We start from the raw sequence: 22,229 nt of genomic DNA, 5'->3' as shown, positions 1-22,229 counted from the left end.
AAGATATGCGGCGGCCAGCGCGGCGCAGGGCAGGCGAGCGATCGGGCTTGAGGCAAAGCCGTTCGCGCCGCCGTAAGCCGGATGTGCGCCGGTGGTTAACGACGCGAAATAGAAAGGAGCTTAAGCATCGTGGAATACACTACGTTCGGCAAGACGGGGCTTCGGGTCTCCAAGCTGGGGCTTGGAGGCGCGCCGATCGGCGGCGATTTCGGGGCGACGGACGAGGCGGAGATCGAGCGCGTCATCCATGAGGCGATCGACCTCGGCATCACCTTCATCGACACGGCGCCGCTGTACGGCAGAGGCAAATCGGAGGAGCGCATCGGCAAGGCGCTTCAAGGCGGCAGAAGAGATAAAGTCGTGCTGGCCTCGAAGGCCGTCCGCGCCGATTTGCCCCATGACTATGCCAGCACGATCGCATCCGTGGAGGACAGCCTGAAGCGGCTGCGGACGGACCGCATCGATCTGCTGCAAATCCATGACGTGGAGAAGCAGCCGTACGAGGTGATCGTGAACGAGACGATTCCGGCGCTGCAGAAGCTGCGCGACGATGGCAAAATCCGGTTCCTCGGCGTCACGACGCGCAATCTGCCGTTGCTGAAGCGATTTATGGAAACGGATTCATTCGACGCGATCCAGTTTTATGCCCGCTACATGCTCCTGGACTATTCGGCGGCGAAGGAGATCATTCCGCTTGCCCGGGCCAGAAATTTGGGCATCATCAACGGCAGCGTGCTCGGCATGGGCTTGCTGGCGGATGCTCCGGCCCATTTCCTCGGCCCGGCCATGGAATCCGAAGCCGCGAAGCGGATGGAGAAGCTCGACTTCCTCCGCCGGACGGAGCCCAAAGGCCTGATCGAACCGGCCATGCGCTTCAGCCTGCAGAATCCGGACATTCACGTTACCTTGACCGGAACCGCGTCCATCCGTTCCCTCAGAGCCAACGCGGCTTACTGCGACGGACAAGGACTCGCCCCGGAAGATCACGCGCGCGTCCTGGAATTGTTCAAGGAAACGCCATCCCTTTTTGCGTAACGCGCAAGCGAACAGTATAGGCAAGAACTAAAAGAAGTGCCCCAAGGCCACGCCCGCCCCAAAAAGGTCGGAACGACAAAAGAGAGCCAAAATTGGCCGGAGGCCGGCATGGAGACGGAGTCTCGCCTTTGTAGTCGGAATTTAACCTCTAAATGTTTTACTAGATGAAAGAATTCCGAACTACAACAGCGAGCGCAGTCCCATGCCGGCCGCAGGCCACCCCCCAGCGAAACTAAAAGGAGTGTTACTATGGCGTACATCGTCCGAAACACCGCGACCATCAGCGACGAACTGCTCGAAGAACTGAAGCTCGTCAGCGTCAGCACGGCGTCGCACACGCTCGTCGAGATGGGCTACCGCAACGCGTACATGCAGGGCATCATGCCGCTCAGCTTTCCCGAGAATCAGCAAAGCGCCGTCGGCCGCGCCGTTACGCTGCGGTTCATCCCGCTGCGCGAGGACCTCGTCAAGCAGCAGTACGACACGCTGCCGGAATCGCCGCACCGGATCGCGCTGGAGTCCATCACGAAGAACGACGTGCTCGTCATCGATACCGGCAGCCACATGGAGACGGGCGTCGTCGGCGATATTTTCACGCGCCGCCTGCGCTACCTCGGCGGGCAGGCGATCGTCGTCGACGGCTGCATCCGCGACCTGCAGCGCGTCAAGGCGGTCGACTTTCCCGTCTTCGCCAAAGGCGTGCACGGCGGCGCGATTCCGCGTTCGCTTATGTCCGTCGGCTTCAATGAACCGGTCCGCTGCGGCGGCGTGTCCGTCGTGCCGGGCGACATCATCCTGGCCGACCGCGACGGCGTCGTGGCGATCCCGCCGCAATGCGTCGAAGAGATCGTCAAGATCGCCCGCGCTCACGACGAGCTGGAGGAGCGCTGGATCAAGATGAAGCTCGACGAAGGCGCGTCGCTGCATACGCACTATCCGCCGAACGCCGAAGCGAAGATCGAATTCGAGCGCTGGAAGCAGGAGAACGGCTATGCTTAAGCTGCGCGGGGAGCTTCCGTTCTACGAGCCGCCGCAGTGGGCCTTGCTCGAGCGCCGGCTGATCGACCTCATGAACGAGGCGGTGGAGCCGCTGATGGCGCGGTATGTCCGTCCGGACGGCACGATCCTATGGCCGGTCTCGGACAGTCACACGGGAATCGACGCGTTGGACGACATGTACGAGAGCTTCTTCAACTGGCCGCTGTTCTACGTGCTGGGCGGGCACGAGAAGTTCAAGGCGCTGTCCAAGCAGGAGTTCGAGGCGATCACGAAGCAGTTCGCCAATTACGATACCGGCACCGGCCACAAAATGGTCGAGAACGAGTACGAGCAGGGTTACGACTGGTTCCATCAAGGCGAAGGCTATACGTTCTTCTACCATATGGGCATGATGGACCCGCACGATCCGAAGATCCGGGAGCGGGCAATCCGCTATGCGGGACTGTTCTTGAACGAGGAGCCCGGCGTAAACAACTACGACGCGGAGCATCGGATCATCCCGTATCCGCATTCCGGCAGCATGGGCGCGACGGACCGCAATTTCGAGGTGCATCGGCAGGGCTGGCATTACGCGGAGTGGATGCGGTTTTACGGGCTGCATTTTCAGGACGTGCCGGGGGTGAACTCGCTCGAGGACATCAAGACCGAGGCGGGCGCGCTCGCGCTCGGCAACGCGATCGCGGACCGGATGGCGCGCGGCGACGTGCCGCTGAACCTGCTGGCGACCAGCATGTCGACGAACGCCTACCTGCACACCGGGGATCCCAAGTACAAGACTTGGGTGAAGAATTACGTGGACGCTTGGGTGGAGCGGTCGCGGCAGAACGGCGGCATCGTGCCCGACAACGTCGGCCTAACGGGCAAGATCGGCGAGCATAACGGAGGGAAATGGTACGGCGGCTGGTACGGCTGGACGTGGCCGCACGGCTGGGTGAGCATCGGGCAGGGCGTCGGCGTCGCGGCGCAGAACGCGATGCTGCTGGCGCAGGATATGAATTACGCGGATTTTCTGCGCGCGCAGTTGAAGGCGTTGAACGAACGGGCCGTCGTCGTGGACGGCACGCGCTTCGTCCCGTACAAGTTCGGCGATCCCGGCTGGTACGGGTTCGACATGCAGGGCAGCAACGTGCTGTATGAGGACCATACGCGGTCGGTTGCGTTCCGCAAGGAAGACAAGGCGGTGCTCTGGAAGGACGGCTGGTTCGAGTTCCTGCCGATGGATCCCTGCTACCCGACGCATCTCTGGTACATGTCGATGGACGAGGACGATCGGGCGCTCCTGAAGGGGCTGCGCAACTACGCCGAGCCGGATTGGGATCGGATCCGCTACGTGCGGGCGAAGGATCAAGGCGGGCACGATTACGCGTGGGTGTCGTATCTGGAGGGCGAGTATCCGAATTACCCGGAGGAAATTCTCGCGTACAACCTGTCGCAGATTTACCAGCGGCTGCACTTCATGCGGACGGATACGGAGGACCCGGCGACGTACAAGGACGATTATATCCAGATCCGCAATCCGGTCACGCTGGAAGGACTGCTGCAATTGACGCTCGGCGCGCCTTCGCCGCTGTACAACGGCGGGCTGCTGACGGCGAGGCTGCGGTACTTCGACGACGAGGCGAAGCGTCCGGGCCTGCCGCCCGATGTCGCGGCGCTGGTCAGCTCGCTGACGGACGACCGTACGGTCGTGGAGCTCGTCAATCTGCATGCGACGGGGGCGCGCAGCGTGATTCTTCAGGCGGGCGCCTTCGGCGAGCATCGGTTTACGCGGGTAACGTACACGGCGCCCGGCACGGCCGAGGACGACGGCAGCAAGCTGTCCGGTTCCACGACGATGGAGAAAATGCCGAGCGGCCTCTACGAGCCGAAGGCTTCCGAGCGCGAAGCGGACGTAAACGATAAATGGCTGCTCGTGGAGCTGCTGCCCGGATGCCGCATGACGCTCGCGCTCGGCATGGCGCGGTTCGTGAACGATCCGTCTTACCGCGAGCCTTGGGAGGCCGGCGCCAATGGCTGACGGGAATACGCGGATCATGGGCGTCTCCGCGATCAAGCCGGAGCGGGAAGCGGAGTTCCCCCGCGCGTTCTCGGCCGGCTGCGACGAGCTGCGTGCGGCGCTGCTTGCGATGGAAGCTCGGGCGTGCAGCCTGTTCCGGCTGGGGCGCTACGTGTTTCTGTACGCGGAGCTGCCGGAACAAGGGGGACCGGGAGCTTGCGAGGAGGCGGCAAGCGGGTCCGCCGAGGACGCGCCGGATCCCGGCTTGCGGCAGGCCGAACGCATATGGAGCGGCGAGCTGCAAGCCCTGCTCGCGCCGTGGCCTTCCCTCGGAGGAGAAGCGCGGTACGTGCTCCGCATGCACGACATTTTCCACGACGACCAGCCGATGGACGACGTGCCTTGGCGGCGGCCGGAGTGGAGGCCGGCGCGCCGGGCCGGCAAGCTCGCGCGGCTGAAGCCGGATAGGTACGCGAGCTATGTCTACCTGCATTATCAGCTGCAGGAGGAGCAGCCCCGCTTGTTCAGCAAATACTATACGATCGGCAGCTTCGGACCGTACATTTTCTCGTACGAGGAGCTGCCGGGCATGTCGGAGCCGCCCCGCAAAGGACGGCTGGACTCCAAGCAAACGCCGCCGGATTGGGGAGCGGCCATGCAGCCGCATTTCGAACCGTGGCCGGAGCTGCCGGAGGAGCAACGGCTATGGCGCGAGATGGAGGCGCTGTTTCACTTCGAAGGTCGGCAATGAAGAATAAGGCAGATCGGCACGCGCGCCGAATTCGGCAAGCGTGCCAAGCTGCCTTTTTGCATGCGGATTAACGGGCTCCGCGGGGCTTGACCTTCCCGCCCGGCTTCCACACGGACAAAATGAACATGAGGAGCAGGGAGATCGTTTGCAGCAGGATCCCGATCCACAGCCACGTATGATTCACCGTGAATCCCGGCTCCGCCCACGGGTTCATGACGGGAGACGCCGACCGCTGAACGCCGCGAAGCGTCCATTCGTAGAGCCCGACGAAGCCGATGACGATGGTCAGCAGCGTGAGCGCTTCTTTGGCGATCAGCCAATAATAGCGGAATAATCCCCATGAGGTAAGCACCGACAGGAGGATGCCCGTGACGGTCGTGCCGATCGTCGACGCGCGCACGCTGCTGTCGGCCAGCAGATGCATGACATAATAGCAGGCGTGCAGCGTGGCCGCGCTGTCCGTCGTCGAAGCCGTCAGGGCCAGGATAATGAACGTCGCTTGGCCGCCGAGCATGATGGACGCGAAGATCAGATGGAGCAGCAGCAGCACGCGCCGCTGACGCAGGTTGATTTTGTTCATGGCGATACGCCCTCCCGGTAATAAGGCTGAATTGCGGTCTGAACGGATAAGCCGAGGAACGGCCGGGACAAGCGAACGGATCGACGGCTAAAGGTTGAAGCGGTAGCCGACGCCCCAGACCGTCTCCACGTACTCGGGCTTGGACGGATCGCGTTCGATCTTCTCCCGCAGCTTGCCGATATGGACCGTCACCGTCGCATAATCGCCCAGCGCATCCATGCCCCAGAGGCGTTCGAACAGCTCTTCCTTGCGAAAGACGCGGTTCGGATTCATCGCAAAGAAGAGCAGCAGCTCGTATTCCTTGGCCGTAAACGCCGCCTCGTTCCCGTTCACGAACACCCGCCGGGCCTGCCGGTCGATGCGGATGCCGTGCAGCTGCAGCTCGTCCCGCCGCCGCTCGCCGCTGCCGACGAGCCGGTCGTAACGGGCCAGATGCGCCTTCACCCGGGCGACCAGCTCTCCGAGTCCGAACGGCTTCAGGATATAATCGTCCGCTCCGAAGCCGAAGCCGCGAATCTTGTCGATCTCCTCTTTCTTCGCGGAGACGATCAGGATCGGCACGTTGCTGGCGTCCCGTACCCGCCGGCAGATCTCGTATCCGTCCATCCCGGGCAGCATGAGATCCAGCAGGATCAGATCGTATTGATTGCGCAAGGCCATATCGAGCCCGACCTCTCCCCGGTCCGCGATATCGGCCTCGAAGCCGCTTGCCCGCAAGTAGTCGTGCTGGACTTCGGCGATGACGGGATCGTCTTCGATGATCAAGATGCGTTTCATGCCGGTCCTCCTCCCTGTTCGTTCGTTGCTCCGCCATCCTCGGCGGGGAGCCGGATCATGATCGAGGTGCCTTGAACCGGCGCGGGGAGCGCCTGCACGGTCCCGCCGTGCTCCTCGACGATCTGCTTCACGATGGCGAGCCCCAAGCCGCTGCTGCCGTCATCCGAACGCCTGGCGGGTTCCGCGCGAAAGAAGCGGTCGAAGACATGGGGGAGCGCGTCTTCCGGAATGCCCGATCCGTTGTCCGTTATTCGCACGGCGACGGTGCCTGCCGAGCCCGTATCCGGTGCAAGCAGCTCGATGCGCAGCATCCGCGGTTCGCGTTCCATATGCTTCAGGCTGTTGTCGACGACGTTCAGGACGGCCCGGTGGAGCTTCTCGCGGTCAGCCTGAATGAAGAGCGGGCGGGCAGCGGCGCCGTCGTAATCGAGCTGAACGCCGTTCATGCGGGGATCGAGCCGCAGCTCCTCGACCGCCTCGCGCATATGCGCCGCGATGTCCAGCCGCTCGAAGCGGAAGGGAAGCCTGCCGATATCGAGCGTCGAGTAGAGCAGCAGCTCTTCGATCATCCGGTTCATGCCGGCGGTCTTGCCGAGGATCATCGCGACGTATTTCTGCCGTTTCTCCTCGGTGTCGGCGATGCCATCCCGCAGGCATTCCGCGCAGCCCTGAATGGCGGTGATGGGCGTTTTGAGATCATGGGAGATGCTGGCCAGCATCTCCTTGCGGTTCTGTTCCAGCTGGAGGCCCGCGCCGATGGAGTCCTGGAGACGAACGCGCATCTCTTCGAAAGCCGCTCCCAACTGCCCGATCTCGTCCTGCCGGCGCAGCCGGACGGGCCGGTCCAGCTCGCCCTCGCGGATCTGCCCGGCCGCGGCTTTGAGCGCGTACAGCGGCTTGATGATGCTGCGCGAGACGAGGTACGTCAGCACGCCGTTCGTGAGCGCCAGCGCGCCGAGCAGCGCGAGCAGCACGGTCGGCACGAATTTGCGGAAGAACCGCGCGATCGGTTCCATGTCCGACGCGATGATCAAGGTTCCGGAACTGCCGTCCGGAGCCGTATAAGCAATGCTGTCCAAGCTCGTGCCGCCGGGCTTGCCCGGTTGCCAGCCGCCGGAATCGCCGCCGCTCTCCCGGTGCAGCCGGTTCAGGACGTCGGCCGCGTCCAGACCGGGAGAGACGTAAGCCGCCGAATCGCCGGCGAGCACCACGATGCCGGCGTCGGCTTTCGCCAGCGCCGTTTCCGTTTCGGACAGGAACGCCGGATCGCTCAGCAGGCGCGGATCATGCTTGGCGACGAACCTCAGGCCGGATGCCAGCTCGTTGCGCCCGCCGAACAGGTCGCGGAGGGCGGTGAAGGACGCGGAACGGTGCTGCGCCGGGCTGCCGCCTTCTCCGGGCGCGATGTCCCGCATATAGATGCCCGCCGCCGTCATGACGGCAAGCCCGAACAACGCGACGGGAATGACGATCATCGCGATATAAGAGAAGAGTAATTTCGTTCGAATGGACATGGGCGAAGCTCCTTTCCCTCCCATTGTAGCCGCTGCCGCTAAACAAACCCTAAACCAAATCGAAAAAAAGCATAAACTCTTCGCCGCGAGCCGAATTCGGCCAAAAGACGATGCTGGAACGCGTCCGGTCGGTTGAAGCCGAGGCCGTGTGAAAGTCCTCAACAAGCCCAAAAACCCGCAATCCGGACGGATTGCGGGTTTTTGTCTAAGATATCGCGCCTCGGCAGCTCTGCCGGAAGGCATTATCTGTCGCGTAGCTCTGCCCCGCGTCTGGGCGGCTGGGCCATATTCAATCGAACTGCCAGCAGCTGAGACTCAGGCTGCCGAGCTGGTAGCTGCGGTGAAGCAGCTTGGCCTTGCGGTTGCGGCTGCCGGCGCCCATCGCGATGAGCAGCGGAATGAAATGCTCGTTCGTCGGTACCGCGTCCTGGGCGTAGGGCGCCTGATTCCGGTAATCGAACAGCGCCTCGGTGTCCCAGGCTTCCAGCTTGCCCTGCAGCCAGCGGTCGAATTCCTCGGCCCAAGCGTCGGCCTCGCCCGCGCGCCAGTTCAACCGCCTCAGGTTGTGGACGGTGCCGCCGCTGCCGATAACGAGCACGTCCTGCTCGCGCAATTCCGCGAGCGCGCTGCCGATCCGGTACTGCTCCTCGTTGGTCAAGCGCCGGTTGACGGACATGGCCACGACCGGGATATCCGCAGCGGGATAGATCAGCTTGAGCACCGCCCAAGCGCCGTGGTCCAGTCCGCGCGCGCCGTCGAAGCCGCTCGGAATGCCGTGCTTCGCAAGCAAGGCTTGAATGTCATCGCTAAGCTTACGGTCACCAACAGCCGGATAAGTTATGCGGTAGAGCTCTTCCTGAAAGCCCGAAAAGTCGTAAATCGTATCGTACGCGTCGACGGCGCCGATCGTCTGTTCCGTTTGTTCCCAGTGGGCGGAGAACAGCACGATCGCTTTCGGCCGGTCGATCCTGCCCGCGAAGCCCGCGAGAAAATCCGTGTACGCATGCCGTTCAAGCACAAGCGAAGGCGCGCCGTGCGCGAAGAAATAAGCCGGTATCATGTTCATCGCTCCTCATTCGTCGAATGTAAGGCATCCTGCAGCAGCCATTCGGCGTAATCCCGCTGGTTCTCGGGCGGGACGCCGTGGTCGGCCGGGTAGGTTTTGAACGTCAGGCGGGAGGCGAGACCTTGGAAATACGCCGCATTGTCGCGGCCGATGCCGATCGGGAACACCGAATCGAATTCGCCGTGGGAAATGAAAACCGATACGTCCTGCACGCTTCGATGCGGGTATTCGGTCTTGACGAATTCCGGCACGTAGCCGTTCAGCGCCACGATGCCCTTCAATGCATCGCCCATCGTCAGCGCGAGCGACATGGCTAATATCGCGCCTTGGCTAAAGCCGAGCAGATAACGTCTGCAGGGGTCGATCGGATACGCTTCCGAAGCTGCGCTAATGAACGCCGCCAGTTCCCGCATCGCCACGTCGAACTGCTCCCGGATCGGGTTGCCGATGCTCTTGAGGTCGTAATATTGGTAGCCGCCGCCGAGCGTACGGTTGCCCCGAATGCCGATGATGATGAACGTCTCCGCCAGCGGCGCCGCCAAGCCGAACATGTTCCGCTCGTTCGAGCCTTTGCCGTGCAGCGTGAAGATCACGGGATACCGCTGACCTGCTTCGAGCCGAGGCGGCAGATGTACGTCGTAATGGAATGGCGATTCCATGTTGAATCCGCTCCTTTGGGAAAAGGATAAAATATTAGTAATAGATAATTAAAATCTATATGACTAATTTAACCCTGCACAGGTGGCATGTCAATCGAATTATTGTTAATATGAATACAACTTTGGCATAATCAATATTTTCGGAGGTGAACGCGCATGGATATCGGCACCGCCATTCGGACGATCCGGAAGCGCAAGAACATCACCATCGCTCAGATTTGCGAAGATACGGGATTGTCCCAAGGCTTCATGAGCCAGGTCGAGACGAATAAGACCTCCCCGTCCATCGCGACGCTGGAAAACATCGCGAAGTCGTTGAAGGTTCCGCTGGCCTATCTGCTGCTGCAAAAGGAAGACCGCATGCAGATCGTTCGCCGGGCGGACCGGAAAGTCACGACGAGCGGACCGGAACGGCTCAAGGTCGAACACCTGAGCGCCGCGAAAAACATGCGGATGATGCTGGTCGAGATGCCGCCGGGCGGCTCGACGGGCGATACGCCGCATGCGCACGAGGGCGAAGAGGTGCATCTCGTCATCAAGGGCAGGATTTACGCCGAACAGGGAGAAGACGCGGCCGAGTTCGGGGAAGGCGATTCCTTCAGCTGGAACGCCTGCACGCCGCATCTCGTGCGGAATATCGGGGAAGAGACGGCGGTCGTGCTCATCTCCATCTACACGGAGACCGAGCAAGCGGAGCCATATCTCGACCTCATGCAATGATTGGACTGTCCGTACGCATGGAAAAGCCCCGCAATCGAGAACGATTGCGGGGCTTTCTCATGCTTTCCTCCCGCGTTACCGGGATGAGTGACGCTCTGGATGTGGAACAATCCAAATCGATCATCAAGCCGTCTTCGCTTGCTTCGGCGGTTCTTCCAGCCGATTGAACATGGCGTGGTAGATCGCTGCCGACAGCACGGCCAGCAGGGCGAGCAGCGCGAACGTCCATTTGAACCCGATCCAGCCCGTCATCGGAATGGAGATCGGGGCGATGGTGCGGCCGAGCGTGAAGCGCAGACTGGCCGCCGCGAAATACTGCGCGCGCATCTCCTCCGGCGCCAGCCGCGCGACGAATGCCTGCTGCGGTCCTGCGGACATGAGCTCGGCCAGCGTGAAGACAGCGACCGCGGACGTGAAGCCCCAGAACGTGGACATGTTGCTGAACATGATCATGCCGACGGCATAGAAGAGCGCGCCGCCGATGAATACGAGCCGGTCCCGGTACATCGTCATCCATTTGGTGACGACGACCGTGAAGACCGCGACGAACAGGCCGTTCTCGGAGACGACGAGGCCGAACAGCTGCTGGCCCGTCAACGTAAGATCCCGGTCGCGGAAGGAGAACAGCGTCGACTGCGGGACCGTTTCCTTCAAGAATACCGGGAATAGCAGGTCGAGCTGCATGAACGTCTGCGCGAGAAGCACGCCCGCGATGCTGAAGAGCAGGAACACGCGGTCCGTGGCGATGACCCGGTAATCGCGCAGCTGCGCGGCGACGGCGCCGTACCAAGGCGCGCCGGCCTCGGTCCGGAGCCGGTCCGCGACGTGCGGCGGACGCGTCTCGCCCAGCCGTCGGCTCATGACAAGGGCGATGAAGGCGCAGACGACGGCGGCCGCGGCAAGCACCGCGTACGGATTATCTTCATATAAGAGCGAGCCGAGCAGCGGCCCGACGACGACGGCCATGTTCGAAGCGGTATAGAAGATGGCGAAGACGCCCGATTGATGCTTGGCGTCGACGACGTCCGCGACCATCGCCTGGCTGGCCGGCCAGTACAAGGCGCCGAAGAAGCTGGCCAGGCTGAAGCCGACGAAGCTCGCGACCGGCATGTCCAGCCAAGGCGAAGCCGCGCAGGCGAACAACGCGTAGCCGAAGGACTGCCCGCTTGCCGCGAACACCATCATCCGCTTGCGGCCGAACCGGTCCGCGCAGTAGCCGCCGATCAGGTTGCCGAGCACGGAGAGCAGCTGGGACAGCACGAGGAGCATCCCCGTCCAGCCCTTGCCGAACGATTTGGTAAAATAAATGGACAAGAACGGAAAAAACGTCCAGAATATCACGTTAAACGCGGTTTCTCCGCCGAGGCGGATTTTCAAATTCGTATCCCAATCTCTGATTCGCATGCGCAACTTCCTCTAGGTGTAATGGTTCCTGGTTAAGGGCCCTCCCATTATACACGTTCGCTCCCGGCGGGGGAACATGCCTTCGCCTCTCTGCCGCGTCACCGCAGACGGCGGCCAGCCTGTCGCATGCAGCCGAGGAATCATGTAACAGTAGCTCGTTTCCTCCGGATTGGCGTATGATAGAGGTACGAAGAAGGTTATGTCAGCGGGGGATTGCGCGATGAGAAAACGAAGGGTCCTGATATCGGCCGCCATGCTGCTGTTCATGGTCGCGTCGCTGTTTTTCACGGTCGACCAGCTGCTGGAATTCAAGCGGACGGTCGCTTTCGCTTCGACCGATGCGTCCGAAGTGCATATACCGGTGTTATGCTATCATTCCATTGCCGATCATGGAGAAGGCAACGAATACGTCGTCTCGCCGGAGCGGTTCCGCGAGGAGATGCAGTGGCTGCACGACCAGGGTTTTCGCAGCATCAGCCTGCAAGAGTTCGGATCGATCCTGTCGGGCAAGGAACCCTCCGACGGCAAGGAAGTGCTTATTACCTTTGACGACGGCTACAGAAACAACTACAGCGCCGCGCTGCCCGTGTTGAAGGAATACGGCTACCAGGCGACGGAATTCCTGGTCACGAACTGGATCGGCGGACCGGATTACCTGACGTGGGACCAGGTCAAGGCAATGCAAGGGGCGGGTTGGGACATCATGGCGCACACGCGCACGCATCCTTACTTGCCGCTTCATCCGGCGAAGGCGCAGCGGGACGAGATCGCCGGCTCGAAAGCCGCGATCGAGCAACGCCTCGGCACCACGGTGACGGCCATTGCCTATCCGTACGGGCTGCGCAGCGAAGAGACGATGCGGCTCGTCAGGCAGAGCGGCTACCGCTACGCCTTCACGTTCGACGACGGCTGGACCTCGTCCGCGCAGGATCCTTTTCTATTGAAGCGATTGTTCATCTCGGGCGATCAGAGCCTGACGGATTTCGAGCACAAACTGAGGAGCTGATACGGGCAGTTCGCCCGGAAGCATTCCTGACCATGAAGAGGCCGCGCGGGCGAACCCGGGCGGCCTCTCTTATGCGTTCATAGCGCGATAAAGCGCGTTATTGACTCATCATCTTGGTCAGCGTGACGGACCAGTCGAGCGTGCTGTAATCCACGTCCCAGCCCAACTGCTTCGCAAGAACGCGTAGCGGAACCATGACGCGGCCGTCATCGTTCATGATGACCTTCGAGCCGAGGGCGATGCTGGCCCCGTTCACGTCCATCGCTTCCCTGCCCAGCCAGATCTTCATGGCGTCGTCCCCGGCCCAAACCACGGCCGCGCCGGATGCGTCGTCCCAGGAGACGTTCGCGCCGACGCCCTCGCCCAATGCGCGCACCGGCACGTACACGTTGCCCTGCCATAGCATCGGCGCCGTATCCATGGCCGTGACGCTGCCGTTGTAGCTGAGCATGGAATCGTTCACTTTCATCTTGATCGTGCACAGCGCAAGCGGAGCGGCGGGCATCGTTTCGGCATAGGCCGTCGATGACGGCGTCGGCGAATCGGCGTTCACGGTCGCAGGGGGCAGCAGGGACAAGCCAAGCAAAGCCGGGAGGATCAACTTTTTCGTTTTCAATCACGTCACGCTCCTTGGATAAGGGATGGTCAAACGCATTGCAGAATCCGAAAGGAAATGCGAGCGCAATGTTGGACCGCGCGAGGCAATGAAACTTCTGAGCTGAAGATTGATCCAAATCGCCTATGGGCATGGCGAAAAGCGGGTACTGCGGACTTGTCTGCCATGTAATATGATGTTACCCAGGCCGATTTGGCATGAATCAACGGGTCGAATTCAGTCCGACCATTCGCGCCGCAGCGTGAACAGGTCCCGCAGGGCATCCGTCGACAGCTCCGTGATCCAGCCCTCCGAGCTCGTGATGACGTCGTCGCTCAGCTGCTGCTTGCTCTCCAGCATCTCGTCGATCCGCTCCTCGAGCGTGCCGAGCGAGATGAACTTGTGCACCTGCACGTCGCGCGTCTGGCCCATCCGGTAGGCGCGGTCCGTCGCCTGGTTCTCCACGGCGGGATTCCACCAGCGGTCGAAGTGGAAGACGTGGTTGGCCGCGGTCAGGTTGAGGCCGACGCCGCCGGCTTTGATGGACAGGATGAAGATGTTCGGCTGTACGTCGGCGGGCAGCTCGCGCGATTGGAATTCGTCGATCATCCGGTCGCGCGCCGTCTTGGACGTGCCGCCGTGCAGGTACAGCACGTTTTCCCCCAGCTCCTGCTTCAGCACGCGCTGCAGGATCTGGCCCATGCCGATGTATTGGGTGAATATCAGGCAACGCTCGCCTTCGTCGCGCAATTCTTTCACCAGGTCGAGCAGCCGTTCGAGCTTGGCGGATCGGCTGATGAGCGCGGCCGATTCGGCGGCGGCCTCGTCCGCGTCCTCGGGGAGCGGCACCGCTTCCTTGGTCAGCAGGACGGGATGGTCGCAGAGCTGCTTGAGTTGGGTGAGCGCGGCGAGAATCGCGCCCTTGCGCTGAATGCCCTCCAGCTTCTTCACCTGGTCCATGAGCTCGCCGACGGTCTGCTCGTACAGCGCGCTCTGCTCGCCGGTGAGGTGAATGTACGTCTTCATCTCGTTCTTGTCCGGCAGATCCAGCATGATCGCGGGATCCTTCTTCTTGCGGCGGAGCATGAACGGCTTCACGAGCCGCTGCAGCTCCTGCGTGCGCTTCTCGTCGCGTTCCCGCTCGATCGCTTGGCTGAACTGTTCGCCGAAGGCGCGGGCGCTGCCGAGATAGCCCGGATTGATAAAATCGTAAATCGACCACAGCTCCGACAGCCGGTTCTCGATCGGCGTGCCCGTCAGCGCGATGCGATGCTTCGCCGGAAAGCCGCGAACCGCCATGGACTGCTTCGTCCCGGCGTTCTTGATGTTCTGCGCCTCGTCGAGGCAGATCGCCGACCACGTGTATCGGCTCAGGTTCTCCTGATCCAGCGTAGCCGTCGCGTACGACGTCAGCACGAGATCGGCTTCCTCCGCGGCCTCATAGAACGAATCGCCGCCGAGCCGCTTGCTGCCGTAGTGCAGCAGGATGCGAAGCGACGGGGCGAAGCGCCGCACTTCTTTCTGCCAATTGCCGAGCACGGAGGTCGGGCAGATCAGCAGGGAGGGGCGGCGCTGTCCGCTCGCGGCGGCTCCCTCGGAGACATGGAGCAGATAGGTGATGAATTGAATCGTTTTGCCGAGCCCCATGTCGTCGGCCAGGCAGGCGCCGAGCCCGAAGCGTCGCAGGAATGCGAGCCAGGAGAAACCGTCGCGCTGGTAGCTGCGCAGCTCCGCGTGCAGCGAAGCGGGGACGTCGACCGACGGCCATTCCGTCTGCTGGGTCAGCTGCTCGATCAGCTTCGTCAAATGGGCGTTCAGCTCGACCTCCACGCGGACGTCGCCGTCCGCCTCGTCGTCCGTTTGCTCCTGCGCGCCTTCCTTGCGGGCCGCATTCGGCACGAAAACGCCTTTATTGCTGAGCAGGTGCAGCTGGAGCACGTCCTGGAAGGAGAGTCCTTTGCGCGGATCCACGCCCGCCATCGCTTTGCGGATCTGCGCCAGCAGGACGGGATCGAGCGGCACCCATTGGCCGCGGAATTGGACGAGCCGCTCGCCGCGGGCGACCAGCTCCTTGAATTCCTCCTCGCTCAGCTCGGTCTCGCCGATGGAGACCCGCCAGTCGAAGTCGATGAGCGAATCGAGGCCGAAGAACGACTGGCCGCCGCCCGCGCGTTCGCCTTCCCCGGCGCCGGGACGGACCTTCGCGCGCAGGCGCGGCTTCTTGCGGCTCGCCTCTTCCCACCAGGCGGGCAGCAGGACCTGCCAGCCGGCGGACAGCAGGCGCTGGCTGTCCGCGGTCAGGAACTGCCACGCCGCGTCGTCGGTCAGCGGGCCGTTCAGGATGTCCGTGCCGCTGCCGGCCAACCGGTCCGGCGGCAGGCTGGCCTGCAGGTGCGCGAGCCAAGCGGCGGAACGCTCGCGCACATGCGGCGTCCAGCCGGAGGGCCATGTTCCGAAGGCTTCGCCGTCCATGGCCAGCCGAACCGGCGCAAGCTTCGCCGGCTCGAGCTTGTCCTGCAGCAGCAGCGTCAGACGCCAGCCTTCCTCGGCGTCTTCCGGCTCCGTCAGCTGCAGGAGCGGCCGGAACGGCAGGGTGTCGGCCTTCCAGCCGGCGGCGACGAGCCAGGCGCGCTCGTCCAGGCCGGCGGTCGCCGCGGCGCGGTCGCGCGCGAAGAGCAGCGGGAAGTCGCGCCGCAGATCGCCGGCGGTCTCTTCCGTCGCGTAGTGGCGCTGGAACACGGCCGCGGAGAAAGCCGCTTGAAGCCCGGCCTCGAAGCCCGCGGCCGTTTCTAGCGCAGCCGCGTCGCCGGCTGCCCAATCTTCCTCGCCGTCGCCGCGCTCGCTTTGCCGCAGCGCGCGCAGCGCTTTTCGCGTCTTCGGGTCAAGCGCTTCCGCGTCCCAGATCCAGCGGAGCTTGCCGGCTTTGAACGCCGCGAAGCTCGGGACGTATTTTCGCTCGGCGATGCAGGCCTCGAGCGCCGGGGCGACCTCGGCCAGCACCGCGGCATCCCCTTCCCAAAGCCACTCGATATGCGCCAGCAGGTTGCGGGCCGCGAAGAACGGCACGACCATCTCCGCGGGCAGCACCACGAGCTCCAGCTCGTCCTGCAGCTTCTCGAGCTCCAGCTCCGTCCCGAAGAAGGACGGTTCATGCCAGGCGAACAGGCGCTGCTTGACCTGAAGCCCGGGCACGTAGCCGGAAGAGGGAATCGCCCCGTAGATCAAGGCGTCGCCGTGCTCCGTCAAGCTCGCTTGTATGGTCATCGTTTCCGTGTAGGCGCTCATGACAGCAGACCTCCTTTGCGAAGTTCTTCCTGGAGGGCGCGAAGCCGGCTGTTCCGGCTGGCGAAGGCGGAGAGGAACTGCTCCCAGCGCTCCTCGCGCTTCAAGCGCACGTACAGCTTGGCCAGCCGCTTCAGCAGCTTCACCGCCGCCTTGTAGCCGTCGCGGTTCTTCTGCAGCACGTAGCGTTCCACCGCCTGATGGTAGAAAGGCAGCAGCAGCTCCGGCGCTTCCTTCTCGATCGGCTTGAACACGGCGACGCGGAACGAGAGCGGATCCTGCCCGCTGCTCATCTGGTAATCCATCCACCGGTCCCATTTGCCGTGCGCGGTCAGCGCTTCTTCATAGATCGCGCGGGAGAAAGGCAGCATCGCCGCCAGCGTGTCCCACATCGAAGCTTCCGCTTCCGGCAGCCGCTCCACGACGGCGGTCCAATAATCGCCGTACGGCGCCAAGTCCTCGCCGCGGAAGCCGGCGAGCAGCGGGCCGGTCGCGGCCAGCCAGCCGCGCAGCCGCTCCCACTGCTCCGCCCGGCCGATGACATCGAGCAGCGGCATCAAGGACCCGGGCCCAAGCATCAGTTTGCCGCCTCCGGCCGCGAGCAGCGACCATGCTTCCTTGTCCCGCCCCAAATACATCAGCAGCAAGCATTGCGCCAGCGTCCATGGCAGCAGGGACAACGCTTTGCCCAGCTCCTGCTCGGCGGCTCGCAGCTTTCGCAGCTCTTCCGCGTACAGCGCTTCGCTGCCGGCCGAAGCCGGTGCGAGCCAATGCAGCCAAAGCAAGGCGTGCAGCGCCGCGAAGCAGTTCAGCGTCTTGTCCTCGGTCAACATGCGTTCCCGCAGGAAATCCGCCGTTTCCAGCAGCCGTCCCCAATAGGCCGACGCCTCGGAGCCGAGCGCGAGCCGCTCCTCCAGCAGCGTGCGCGCGCTGCCGATCAGGCTTTCCATGGCATTCTGCGTATGGAAACCCATGAAGAAGCCGGATTGCCGCCAATCCGCCTGGGCCGGCTTGACCATCCGCTCCAGCACGAAGCACAGGGCATGGAGGCTGAACAGCTGCTCCAGCGCATAGGGCAGCTCGGGCCGCATCGCGTGCAGGTCGGCCAGCAGATCATTGGCCTCCTGCGCCGTGCGAACGTTCAGATGAAGCGGTCCCCTGCGCTGCTGGAACCGTTCATGCCACTGCGCGACGGGGAGCTCCGTCAGGTCCCGTTCGGTAAACGCCGGCCGGACGGGCCGGGGCGACGAAGGCGCGGCGCTTCTGCCGGTGCCCGGCGCATCCGCCCAAGGCAGGGCGTCGTTGCCCGTGCCGGCTGCTCCGGTACGGCTGCCGTCGTTGGCTCCCCGCGCCGTCGTATCCTCGCCGTCGGTTCTCCCGCTGCCGCTCGCGTTCGAATTCGTCGCCGTTTTGTCCACGCTTGCCCGCAAGGCGCTGCGCGCGTTGACGACCGCCTGAATCGGCCGCCCGCACAGCTCCGCGTAGCGCAGCAGCGCGGCGACCATATGCTGGCAGCCGCGGTCGAGCGGACAGGTGCACGTGCTGTCGCCCAGCTCGTCCAAGCGCAGCGCAACCTCGCAAACGCGGTTGTCTTTGACCCGCGCGTGCGCGTAACCGTCGTCCCGGAGCTCCAACTCCTCGACGCGTCCTTGCTTATAGTATTGAAAGCCTCGAATGATCGTCAGTTCGTCGAATTGCGCGGCGACGCCCTCGAGCAGCTTCCGCCATTGCGCGTCATCCAGCTTGTAATCCGTATCCATTCTTCATTGACTCCCGGTCATGTATTCGCGTTGCCGCATAAACGTCGCCCTCTATTATACCAGTTCTTCCTGTCCGGGGAGCCGAACGCCGCCCTAATTTTCGCCGATGACCGGCTGCTAGCGGCGCTTTGCTGGATTGCGCCGGAGCTGGAACGGGGAGAATCCGGGCTTTATATGCGATGCATTGCCTTTCGCCCGGAGCGAAAATTCGTCTGTTGAAGCTCCCCGTACGCCGCCATTCGCCTGTTTGTTTTCTCGACTGGCCTGGTTCAGCCATCCGCCGTCAGGCGGCAGATTTCTGACGCGCGCTTGGAGGAATCCCCGGCCGTGCCGTCGAATCGGTCAAGGAGTTGTCCGCCCGGGTTGTCGTCGGGATGGTAACTCGGAACCTCCCCAGTGGAATGCTGCAATTGTGCAGCATTTTACTCCCGAAATGTGCTTGAAGGCGCGAATTGTTGCAAAAGTGCAGGAATATCGCCCGAATCCGGCGATTGAGCGTCAAGACGGCGATAATTACTGCATGATTGCAGCAATTGCTGTCCACGCTGGTTATAGCGGAATGAATGCTGCATAATTGCAGGAAATGACTTATCGCTGATGGATCCGAACGCAAACGGGTCGGACTGATCGGCGGGGCGGAGCGCATAACGATAAACAGAAGAAGGTGCGGAAATGGCAAAGCAGAAATTTTACGTGGTCTGGGTCGGCCGCCAGCCGGGCGTGTATACGAGCTGGGGCGAATGCCAGGAGCAGATCAATAAATTCGACGACGCGAAGTTCAAATCCTACGAAAGCCGGGCCGAAGCGGACGAAGCCTACCGGGGCGGCTGGAAAAAATATTGGGGCCAAGGCGGCAGCGGCGCCAAAGCCGGCGCGGGCACGGCCAAGAGCGGCGCGCCGTTCCGCCGGAAAACGGCGGGGGCCGACGCGGAGCCGGGCGAAATTGACTACGACAGCATTTCCGTCGACGTCGGCACGAGCGGCAATCCCGGACCGGTGGAGTACAAGGGCGTGGACACGCAGACGGGCGAAGTGATTTTCGCGGTCGGTCCCGTCAAGAAAGGCACGAACAACCTCGGCGAATTTCTCGCCATCGTGCACGCGCTGGCGTACCTGAAGCAGCAGGGCAGCACCAAGACCGTATACAGCGATTCCGTCAACGCGCTCAAATGGGTGAAGCAAAAGGCAGTATCCTCGACGCTTCCGCGCGATGCGTCCACGGCGGAGATCTGGGGCATGGTGGACCGCGCGGTGCGCTGGCTCCAGACTAACACGTACAGCAACAAGCTGCTGAAATGGCAGACGAAGCAGTGGGGCGAGATCAAGGCGGATTACGGGCGGAAATAAGGCTTGCGGCCGCGCGCGGGAGTTGGCCCACGCTCTCCCAAAGGTAAATTTGCCTTGCGGAACCTACGCGAGAGCCACGCGTAATGGGCTGTTGCGTCCTGGTTGTATCGCGGCCTCAGCCGGGCTGCTGGTTTTTCGCTAAAGCTTGTTTGAATCTGGCTGATTGGCAGGCGCGGCAGGCGCGTTTTTTCGACCGAGGCGAAGTGAAGATTTTTCATAGGATAGGGCAATCCGGCACGCAGCGTATTTGTGCGAAACGGCCGTCCCAAACCGACCAGCCTTCGCAAACGGAGCGAAAAGGCCTATAATGGTCCTATCGTTTCGTCCCGCGGAGCGAGAGTTCAAGACGGGAAGGCGGCGACCGCAATGGCTATCGAGGAACAAACGGAACGGGAATGGCTGAACCGGGACAAGGCGGCGCGCGAGGCAGTGTTCTTCTTCACTCCGCTTTGCGGCACCTGCAAAATCGGGCTGCGGATGCTGGAGATCGCCCAAGCGGCAGGCGCCTCGGTTCCCATCTCCAAAATCAACATCAACTTCGCCCCTGGCCTGCGCGACGAATGGCGAATCGCCAGCGTTCCGGCGCTCGTGCTGGTACAGGACGGCGAACCGGTGCAAACCGAATATGCCATGCAGTCCGTGGACACGCTGTATCGGCTGCTAAAAACGTTCGCTTCGTGAAGACGAAGCGAACGTTTTTTATTTCTTCGACGGCTATGCCAGGCGAAGGCCTAGATAAAAGAAGCGGGCGGCCTAATACGGACGACCCGATTACATGCCTGCGCATCGGAGCTCCAGCTCACGAAAACTGCAGCGAAGGTGTTGCGAATGGAAGCGACTTTGGTGCGAAGCACCAAGAGAGCATCCACGCAAACGCCGGAGCCCACTTCCAAGGCCAGCCCAAGAAAAATGCAGCGAAGGTGTTGCGAATGGAAGCGACTTTGGTGCGAAGCACCAAGAGAGCATCCACGCAAACGCCGGAGCCCGCTTCCAAGGCCAGCCCAAGCAAAATGCAGCGAAGGTGCTGCGAATGGAAGCGACTTTGGTCCGGAGGACCACGGGAGCGCCCACGCAAACGCCGGAGCCCCCATCGAAGCGCCAGCCCACGAAAACTGCAGCGCAGGTGGTGAGAATGTAAGCGACTTTGGTCCGGAGGACCACGGGAGCGCCCACGCAAACGCCGGAGCCCGCTTCCAAGGCCAGCCCACGAAAACTGCAGCGAAGGTGTTGCGAATGGAAGCGACTTTGGTCCGGAGGACCACGGGAGCTTCCATCGCAACACCGGAGCCCGAGGACCACGGGAGCGCCCAACGCAACACCGGAGCCCTTGACAGTCGGTTTCCATCAAGATAGCATAGGTTCCATATTGACCCAATAAAGCGGTTTCATCCAATCGTAAAGGAGAGGGAACGATGTTTGGTTTCAACGGTTTGGATATGGGCATCGGCAATTTGGCCAGGCTGTCGGACGCGAAGAGCCGGTCGATCAGCGCGGAGAATTTCACGGGCGAGGCGGGCAAGGGCGGCATGGCGACCGAGGGAACGGGCGAGAACTGCGCGCGCGATTTGGGGCTGGGCTGGAAAGTGTCGCCATCGGTCGCCATCGATGCGGGCGCGACGTTCACGATGGGCGAAATCGACGGGCCCGGCGCCATCCAGCATATCTGGCTGACGTGCGCGCCGAACATCTGGCGGACGATGATCCTGCGGATGTACTGGGACGACGAGGAGGAGCCTTCGGTCGAAGCGCCGGTCGGCGATTTCTTCTGCAACGGGTGGCAGGAGCGCTGCAACGTGAATTCCTTCCCCGTGGCCGTCAATCCGGCCGGCGGGATGAACAGCTATTGGCAGATGCCGTTCCGCAAGTCGGCCCGCATCACGATGGAGAACACGGGGACGGAGACGGCCGTGCTGTATTTCCAAATCGACTATACGCTGACGGAGGTTCCCTCCGACATGGCCTACTTCCACGCGCAGTGGCGCCGCAGCAACCCCGTGCCGTACAAGGACGTGCACACGCTCGTCGACGGCGTGAAAGGCAAGGGCCACTACGTCGGCTGTTACCTCGCCTGGCAGGTCAACAACACCGGCTGGTGGGGCGAGGGCGAGATCAAGTTTTACCTCGACGGGGACAAGGATTTTCCGACGATCTGCGGCACGGGCACGGAGGATTATTTCGGCGGCGCCTGGAACTGGGAGCAGCCGAAGGGCGAATACGGCACGTATTCCACGCCGTTCCTCGGCATGCATCAGGTCGTCAAGCCGGACGGGCTGTATCGCAGCCAGCAGCGCTTCGGCATGTACCGCTGGCACGTGCAGGATCCGATCCGCTTCGAATCCGAGCTGCGCGTGACGATCCAGGATCTCGGATGGCGTTCCGGCGGGCGCTATCTGCCGCAGCAGAGCGACATCGCGTCGACGGTGTTCTGGTACCAGGCGGAGCCGCATGCCGCATACCCGGAACTGCCGGGCAACGACGAGCGCGAAGTCATTTAACGCCGTCACTTGTCACGCATTGTCAATGCCATCATGAGTCGCCTTAATCTAAGGCCATCAAGCGCCGCAGCGCCGACCTTGCTTCACCGATTCGTTATTTAACGTCATCATCCATGAACGGCGCGAGTTATTAACGTCGTCATCACGTGAAAAGCCATCCATCCCATAACATCATTTCGAGCGTCCCCGGGCAGTCGTCCGGCGGGCGCTCGCATTCTGTTTTCGGCCGAAAACATGCTATGA

The 22,229-nt window shown here is 62.5% G+C and carries 19 protein-coding genes; 10 read left to right on the top strand and 9 right to left on the bottom strand.

What is annotated here, in order from left to right; genetic code table 11:
• The first annotated feature begins 129 nt into the window (after positions 1–129).
• From AC50YL_RS08030 to AC50YL_RS08015, 4 genes are all read left to right on the top strand, one after another.
• Positions 130–1,035: an aldo/keto reductase gene (locus AC50YL_RS08030; RefSeq protein WP_494830831.1), complete on the top strand. Its 906-nt coding sequence runs from the start codon at positions 130–132 to the stop codon at positions 1,033–1,035.
• Between the two features lie 249 nt (positions 1,036–1,284).
• Positions 1,285–2,034, top strand: coding sequence for an RraA family protein (locus AC50YL_RS08025; protein ID WP_494830829.1), 750 nt, complete (start codon positions 1,285–1,287; stop codon positions 2,032–2,034).
• Positions 2,027–4,051, top strand: a complete 2,025-nt coding sequence (locus tag AC50YL_RS08020) for a DUF8034 domain-containing protein (RefSeq protein WP_494830828.1) — start codon at positions 2,027–2,029, stop codon at positions 4,049–4,051. Before AC50YL_RS08025 ends, AC50YL_RS08020 begins: the two co-directional genes overlap by 8 nt.
• Complete coding sequence (locus AC50YL_RS08015) at positions 4,044–4,781, top strand: hypothetical protein (protein ID WP_494830826.1); 738 nt, start codon at positions 4,044–4,046, stop codon at positions 4,779–4,781. Before AC50YL_RS08020 ends, AC50YL_RS08015 begins: the two co-directional genes overlap by 8 nt.
• Before the next feature lie 67 nt (positions 4,782–4,848).
• On the opposite strand, the gene AC50YL_RS08010 is transcribed toward AC50YL_RS08015, so the two are convergent.
• From AC50YL_RS08010 to AC50YL_RS07990, 5 genes are all read right to left on the bottom strand, one after another.
• On the bottom strand, positions 4,849–5,361 hold the full coding sequence (locus tag AC50YL_RS08010) for a hypothetical protein (RefSeq protein WP_494830824.1): 513 nt from the start codon (positions 5,359–5,361) through the stop codon (positions 4,849–4,851).
• Between the two features lie 87 nt (positions 5,362–5,448).
• Positions 5,449–6,138, bottom strand: a complete 690-nt coding sequence (locus AC50YL_RS08005; RefSeq protein WP_494830822.1) for a response regulator transcription factor — start codon at positions 6,136–6,138, stop codon at positions 5,449–5,451.
• Positions 6,135–7,652 carry a sensor histidine kinase gene (locus tag AC50YL_RS08000; RefSeq protein ID WP_494830820.1) on the bottom strand — a complete coding sequence of 506 codons (1,518 nt, stop codon included), beginning with the start codon at positions 7,650–7,652 and terminating at the stop codon, positions 6,135–6,137. Before AC50YL_RS08000 ends, AC50YL_RS08005 begins: the two co-directional genes overlap by 4 nt.
• Positions 7,653–7,941: 289 nt before the next feature.
• The gene (locus AC50YL_RS07995) at positions 7,942–8,712 is read right to left on the bottom strand and encodes a DODA-type extradiol aromatic ring-opening family dioxygenase (protein ID WP_494830818.1); all 771 of its coding nucleotides are present in this window, start codon (positions 8,710–8,712) and stop codon (positions 7,942–7,944) included.
• A gap of 2 nt (positions 8,713–8,714) precedes the next feature.
• Positions 8,715–9,377 (bottom strand): alpha/beta hydrolase, encoded by a 663-nt coding sequence (locus AC50YL_RS07990; RefSeq protein ID WP_494830816.1) that lies wholly within the window; start codon positions 9,375–9,377, stop codon positions 8,715–8,717.
• 156 nt (positions 9,378–9,533) lie between these two features.
• Between AC50YL_RS07990 and AC50YL_RS07985 the strand changes: the two genes are divergently transcribed.
• Positions 9,534–10,097, top strand: coding sequence for a helix-turn-helix domain-containing protein (locus AC50YL_RS07985; protein WP_494830814.1), 564 nt, complete (start codon positions 9,534–9,536; stop codon positions 10,095–10,097).
• A 123-nt stretch (positions 10,098–10,220) separates the two neighbouring features.
• Here AC50YL_RS07985 and AC50YL_RS07980 read toward each other — a convergent pair whose 3' ends face one another.
• The gene (locus AC50YL_RS07980) at positions 10,221–11,501 is read right to left on the bottom strand and encodes an MDR family MFS transporter (protein WP_494830812.1); all 1,281 of its coding nucleotides are present in this window, start codon (positions 11,499–11,501) and stop codon (positions 10,221–10,223) included.
• Between the two features lie 220 nt (positions 11,502–11,721).
• On the opposite strand from AC50YL_RS07980, the gene AC50YL_RS07975 reads away from it, so the two are divergent.
• Positions 11,722–12,507: a polysaccharide deacetylase family protein gene (locus AC50YL_RS07975; RefSeq protein ID WP_494830810.1), complete on the top strand. Its 786-nt coding sequence runs from the start codon at positions 11,722–11,724 to the stop codon at positions 12,505–12,507.
• Positions 12,508–12,604: 97 nt separating this feature from the next.
• On the opposite strand, the gene AC50YL_RS07970 is transcribed toward AC50YL_RS07975, so the two are convergent.
• From AC50YL_RS07970 to AC50YL_RS07960, 3 genes are all read right to left on the bottom strand, one after another.
• Positions 12,605–13,123: a stalk domain-containing protein gene (locus AC50YL_RS07970; protein WP_494830808.1), complete on the bottom strand. Its 519-nt coding sequence runs from the start codon at positions 13,121–13,123 to the stop codon at positions 12,605–12,607.
• Positions 13,124–13,339: 216 nt separating this feature from the next.
• Complete coding sequence (locus AC50YL_RS07965) at positions 13,340–16,387, bottom strand: DEAD/DEAH box helicase (protein ID WP_494830807.1); 3,048 nt, start codon at positions 16,385–16,387, stop codon at positions 13,340–13,342.
• On the bottom strand, positions 16,384–18,144 hold the full coding sequence (locus tag AC50YL_RS07960; RefSeq protein ID WP_494830805.1) for an SWIM zinc finger family protein: 1,761 nt from the start codon (positions 18,142–18,144) through the stop codon (positions 16,384–16,386). Before AC50YL_RS07960 ends, AC50YL_RS07965 begins: the two co-directional genes overlap by 4 nt.
• Before the next feature lie 412 nt (positions 18,145–18,556).
• Between AC50YL_RS07960 and AC50YL_RS07955 the strand changes: the two genes are divergently transcribed.
• The 4 genes from AC50YL_RS07955 to AC50YL_RS07940 all read left to right on the top strand — a co-directional run bounded on the left by AC50YL_RS07955 (position 18,557) and on the right by AC50YL_RS07940 (position 21,986).
• On the top strand, positions 18,557–18,718 hold the full coding sequence (locus AC50YL_RS07955; RefSeq protein WP_494830803.1) for a hypothetical protein: 162 nt from the start codon (positions 18,557–18,559) through the stop codon (positions 18,716–18,718).
• A 98-nt stretch (positions 18,719–18,816) separates the two neighbouring features.
• The gene (gene rnhA, locus AC50YL_RS07950) at positions 18,817–19,491 is read left to right on the top strand and encodes a ribonuclease H (protein WP_494830802.1); all 675 of its coding nucleotides are present in this window, start codon (positions 18,817–18,819) and stop codon (positions 19,489–19,491) included.
• A gap of 366 nt (positions 19,492–19,857) precedes the next feature.
• Positions 19,858–20,172 carry a thioredoxin family protein gene (locus AC50YL_RS07945; RefSeq protein ID WP_494830800.1) on the top strand — a complete coding sequence of 105 codons (315 nt, stop codon included), beginning with the start codon at positions 19,858–19,860 and terminating at the stop codon, positions 20,170–20,172.
• 731 nt (positions 20,173–20,903) lie between these two features.
• The gene (locus AC50YL_RS07940; RefSeq protein ID WP_494830799.1) at positions 20,904–21,986 is read left to right on the top strand and encodes a glycoside hydrolase family 172 protein; all 1,083 of its coding nucleotides are present in this window, start codon (positions 20,904–20,906) and stop codon (positions 21,984–21,986) included.
• The last annotated feature ends 243 nt before the right edge of the window (positions 21,987–22,229 follow it).

This window comes from Paenibacillus sp. J22P277 (assembly GCF_059383675.1).
The sequence above is the reverse complement of the archived record's forward strand: the minus strand, read 5'-3'. Positions and strand labels throughout refer to the sequence as shown.

Excerpts from the sequence above, each read along its gene's own strand:
- AC50YL_RS08025 (WP_494830829.1), top strand. The coding sequence starts at position 1,285 with ATGGCGTACATCGTCCGAAACACCGCGACCATCAGCGACGAACTGCTC.
- AC50YL_RS08020 (WP_494830828.1), top strand. The coding sequence starts at position 2,027 with ATGCTTAAGCTGCGCGGGGAGCTTCCGTTCTACGAGCCGCCGCAGTGG.
- AC50YL_RS08015 (WP_494830826.1), top strand. The coding sequence starts at position 4,044 with ATGGCTGACGGGAATACGCGGATCATGGGCGTCTCCGCGATCAAGCCG.
- AC50YL_RS08010 (WP_494830824.1), bottom strand. The coding sequence starts at position 5,361 with ATGAACAAAATCAACCTGCGTCAGCGGCGCGTGCTGCTGCTGCTCCAT.
- AC50YL_RS08005 (WP_494830822.1), bottom strand. The coding sequence starts at position 6,138 with ATGAAACGCATCTTGATCATCGAAGACGATCCCGTCATCGCCGAAGTC.
- AC50YL_RS08000 (WP_494830820.1), bottom strand. The coding sequence starts at position 7,652 with ATGTCCATTCGAACGAAATTACTCTTCTCTTATATCGCGATGATCGTC.
- AC50YL_RS07995 (WP_494830818.1), bottom strand. The coding sequence starts at position 8,712 with ATGATACCGGCTTATTTCTTCGCGCACGGCGCGCCTTCGCTTGTGCTT.
- AC50YL_RS07990 (WP_494830816.1), bottom strand. The coding sequence starts at position 9,377 with ATGGAATCGCCATTCCATTACGACGTACATCTGCCGCCTCGGCTCGAA.
- AC50YL_RS07985 (WP_494830814.1), top strand. The coding sequence starts at position 9,534 with ATGGATATCGGCACCGCCATTCGGACGATCCGGAAGCGCAAGAACATC.
- AC50YL_RS07980 (WP_494830812.1), bottom strand. The coding sequence starts at position 11,501 with ATGCGAATCAGAGATTGGGATACGAATTTGAAAATCCGCCTCGGCGGA.
- AC50YL_RS07975 (WP_494830810.1), top strand. The coding sequence starts at position 11,722 with ATGAGAAAACGAAGGGTCCTGATATCGGCCGCCATGCTGCTGTTCATG.
- AC50YL_RS07965 (WP_494830807.1), bottom strand. The coding sequence starts at position 16,387 with ATGAGCGCCTACACGGAAACGATGACCATACAAGCGAGCTTGACGGAG.
- AC50YL_RS07960 (WP_494830805.1), bottom strand. The coding sequence starts at position 18,144 with ATGGATACGGATTACAAGCTGGATGACGCGCAATGGCGGAAGCTGCTC.
- rnhA (WP_494830802.1), top strand. The coding sequence starts at position 18,817 with ATGGCAAAGCAGAAATTTTACGTGGTCTGGGTCGGCCGCCAGCCGGGC.
- AC50YL_RS07945 (WP_494830800.1), top strand. The coding sequence starts at position 19,858 with ATGGCTATCGAGGAACAAACGGAACGGGAATGGCTGAACCGGGACAAG.
- AC50YL_RS07940 (WP_494830799.1), top strand. The coding sequence starts at position 20,904 with ATGTTTGGTTTCAACGGTTTGGATATGGGCATCGGCAATTTGGCCAGG.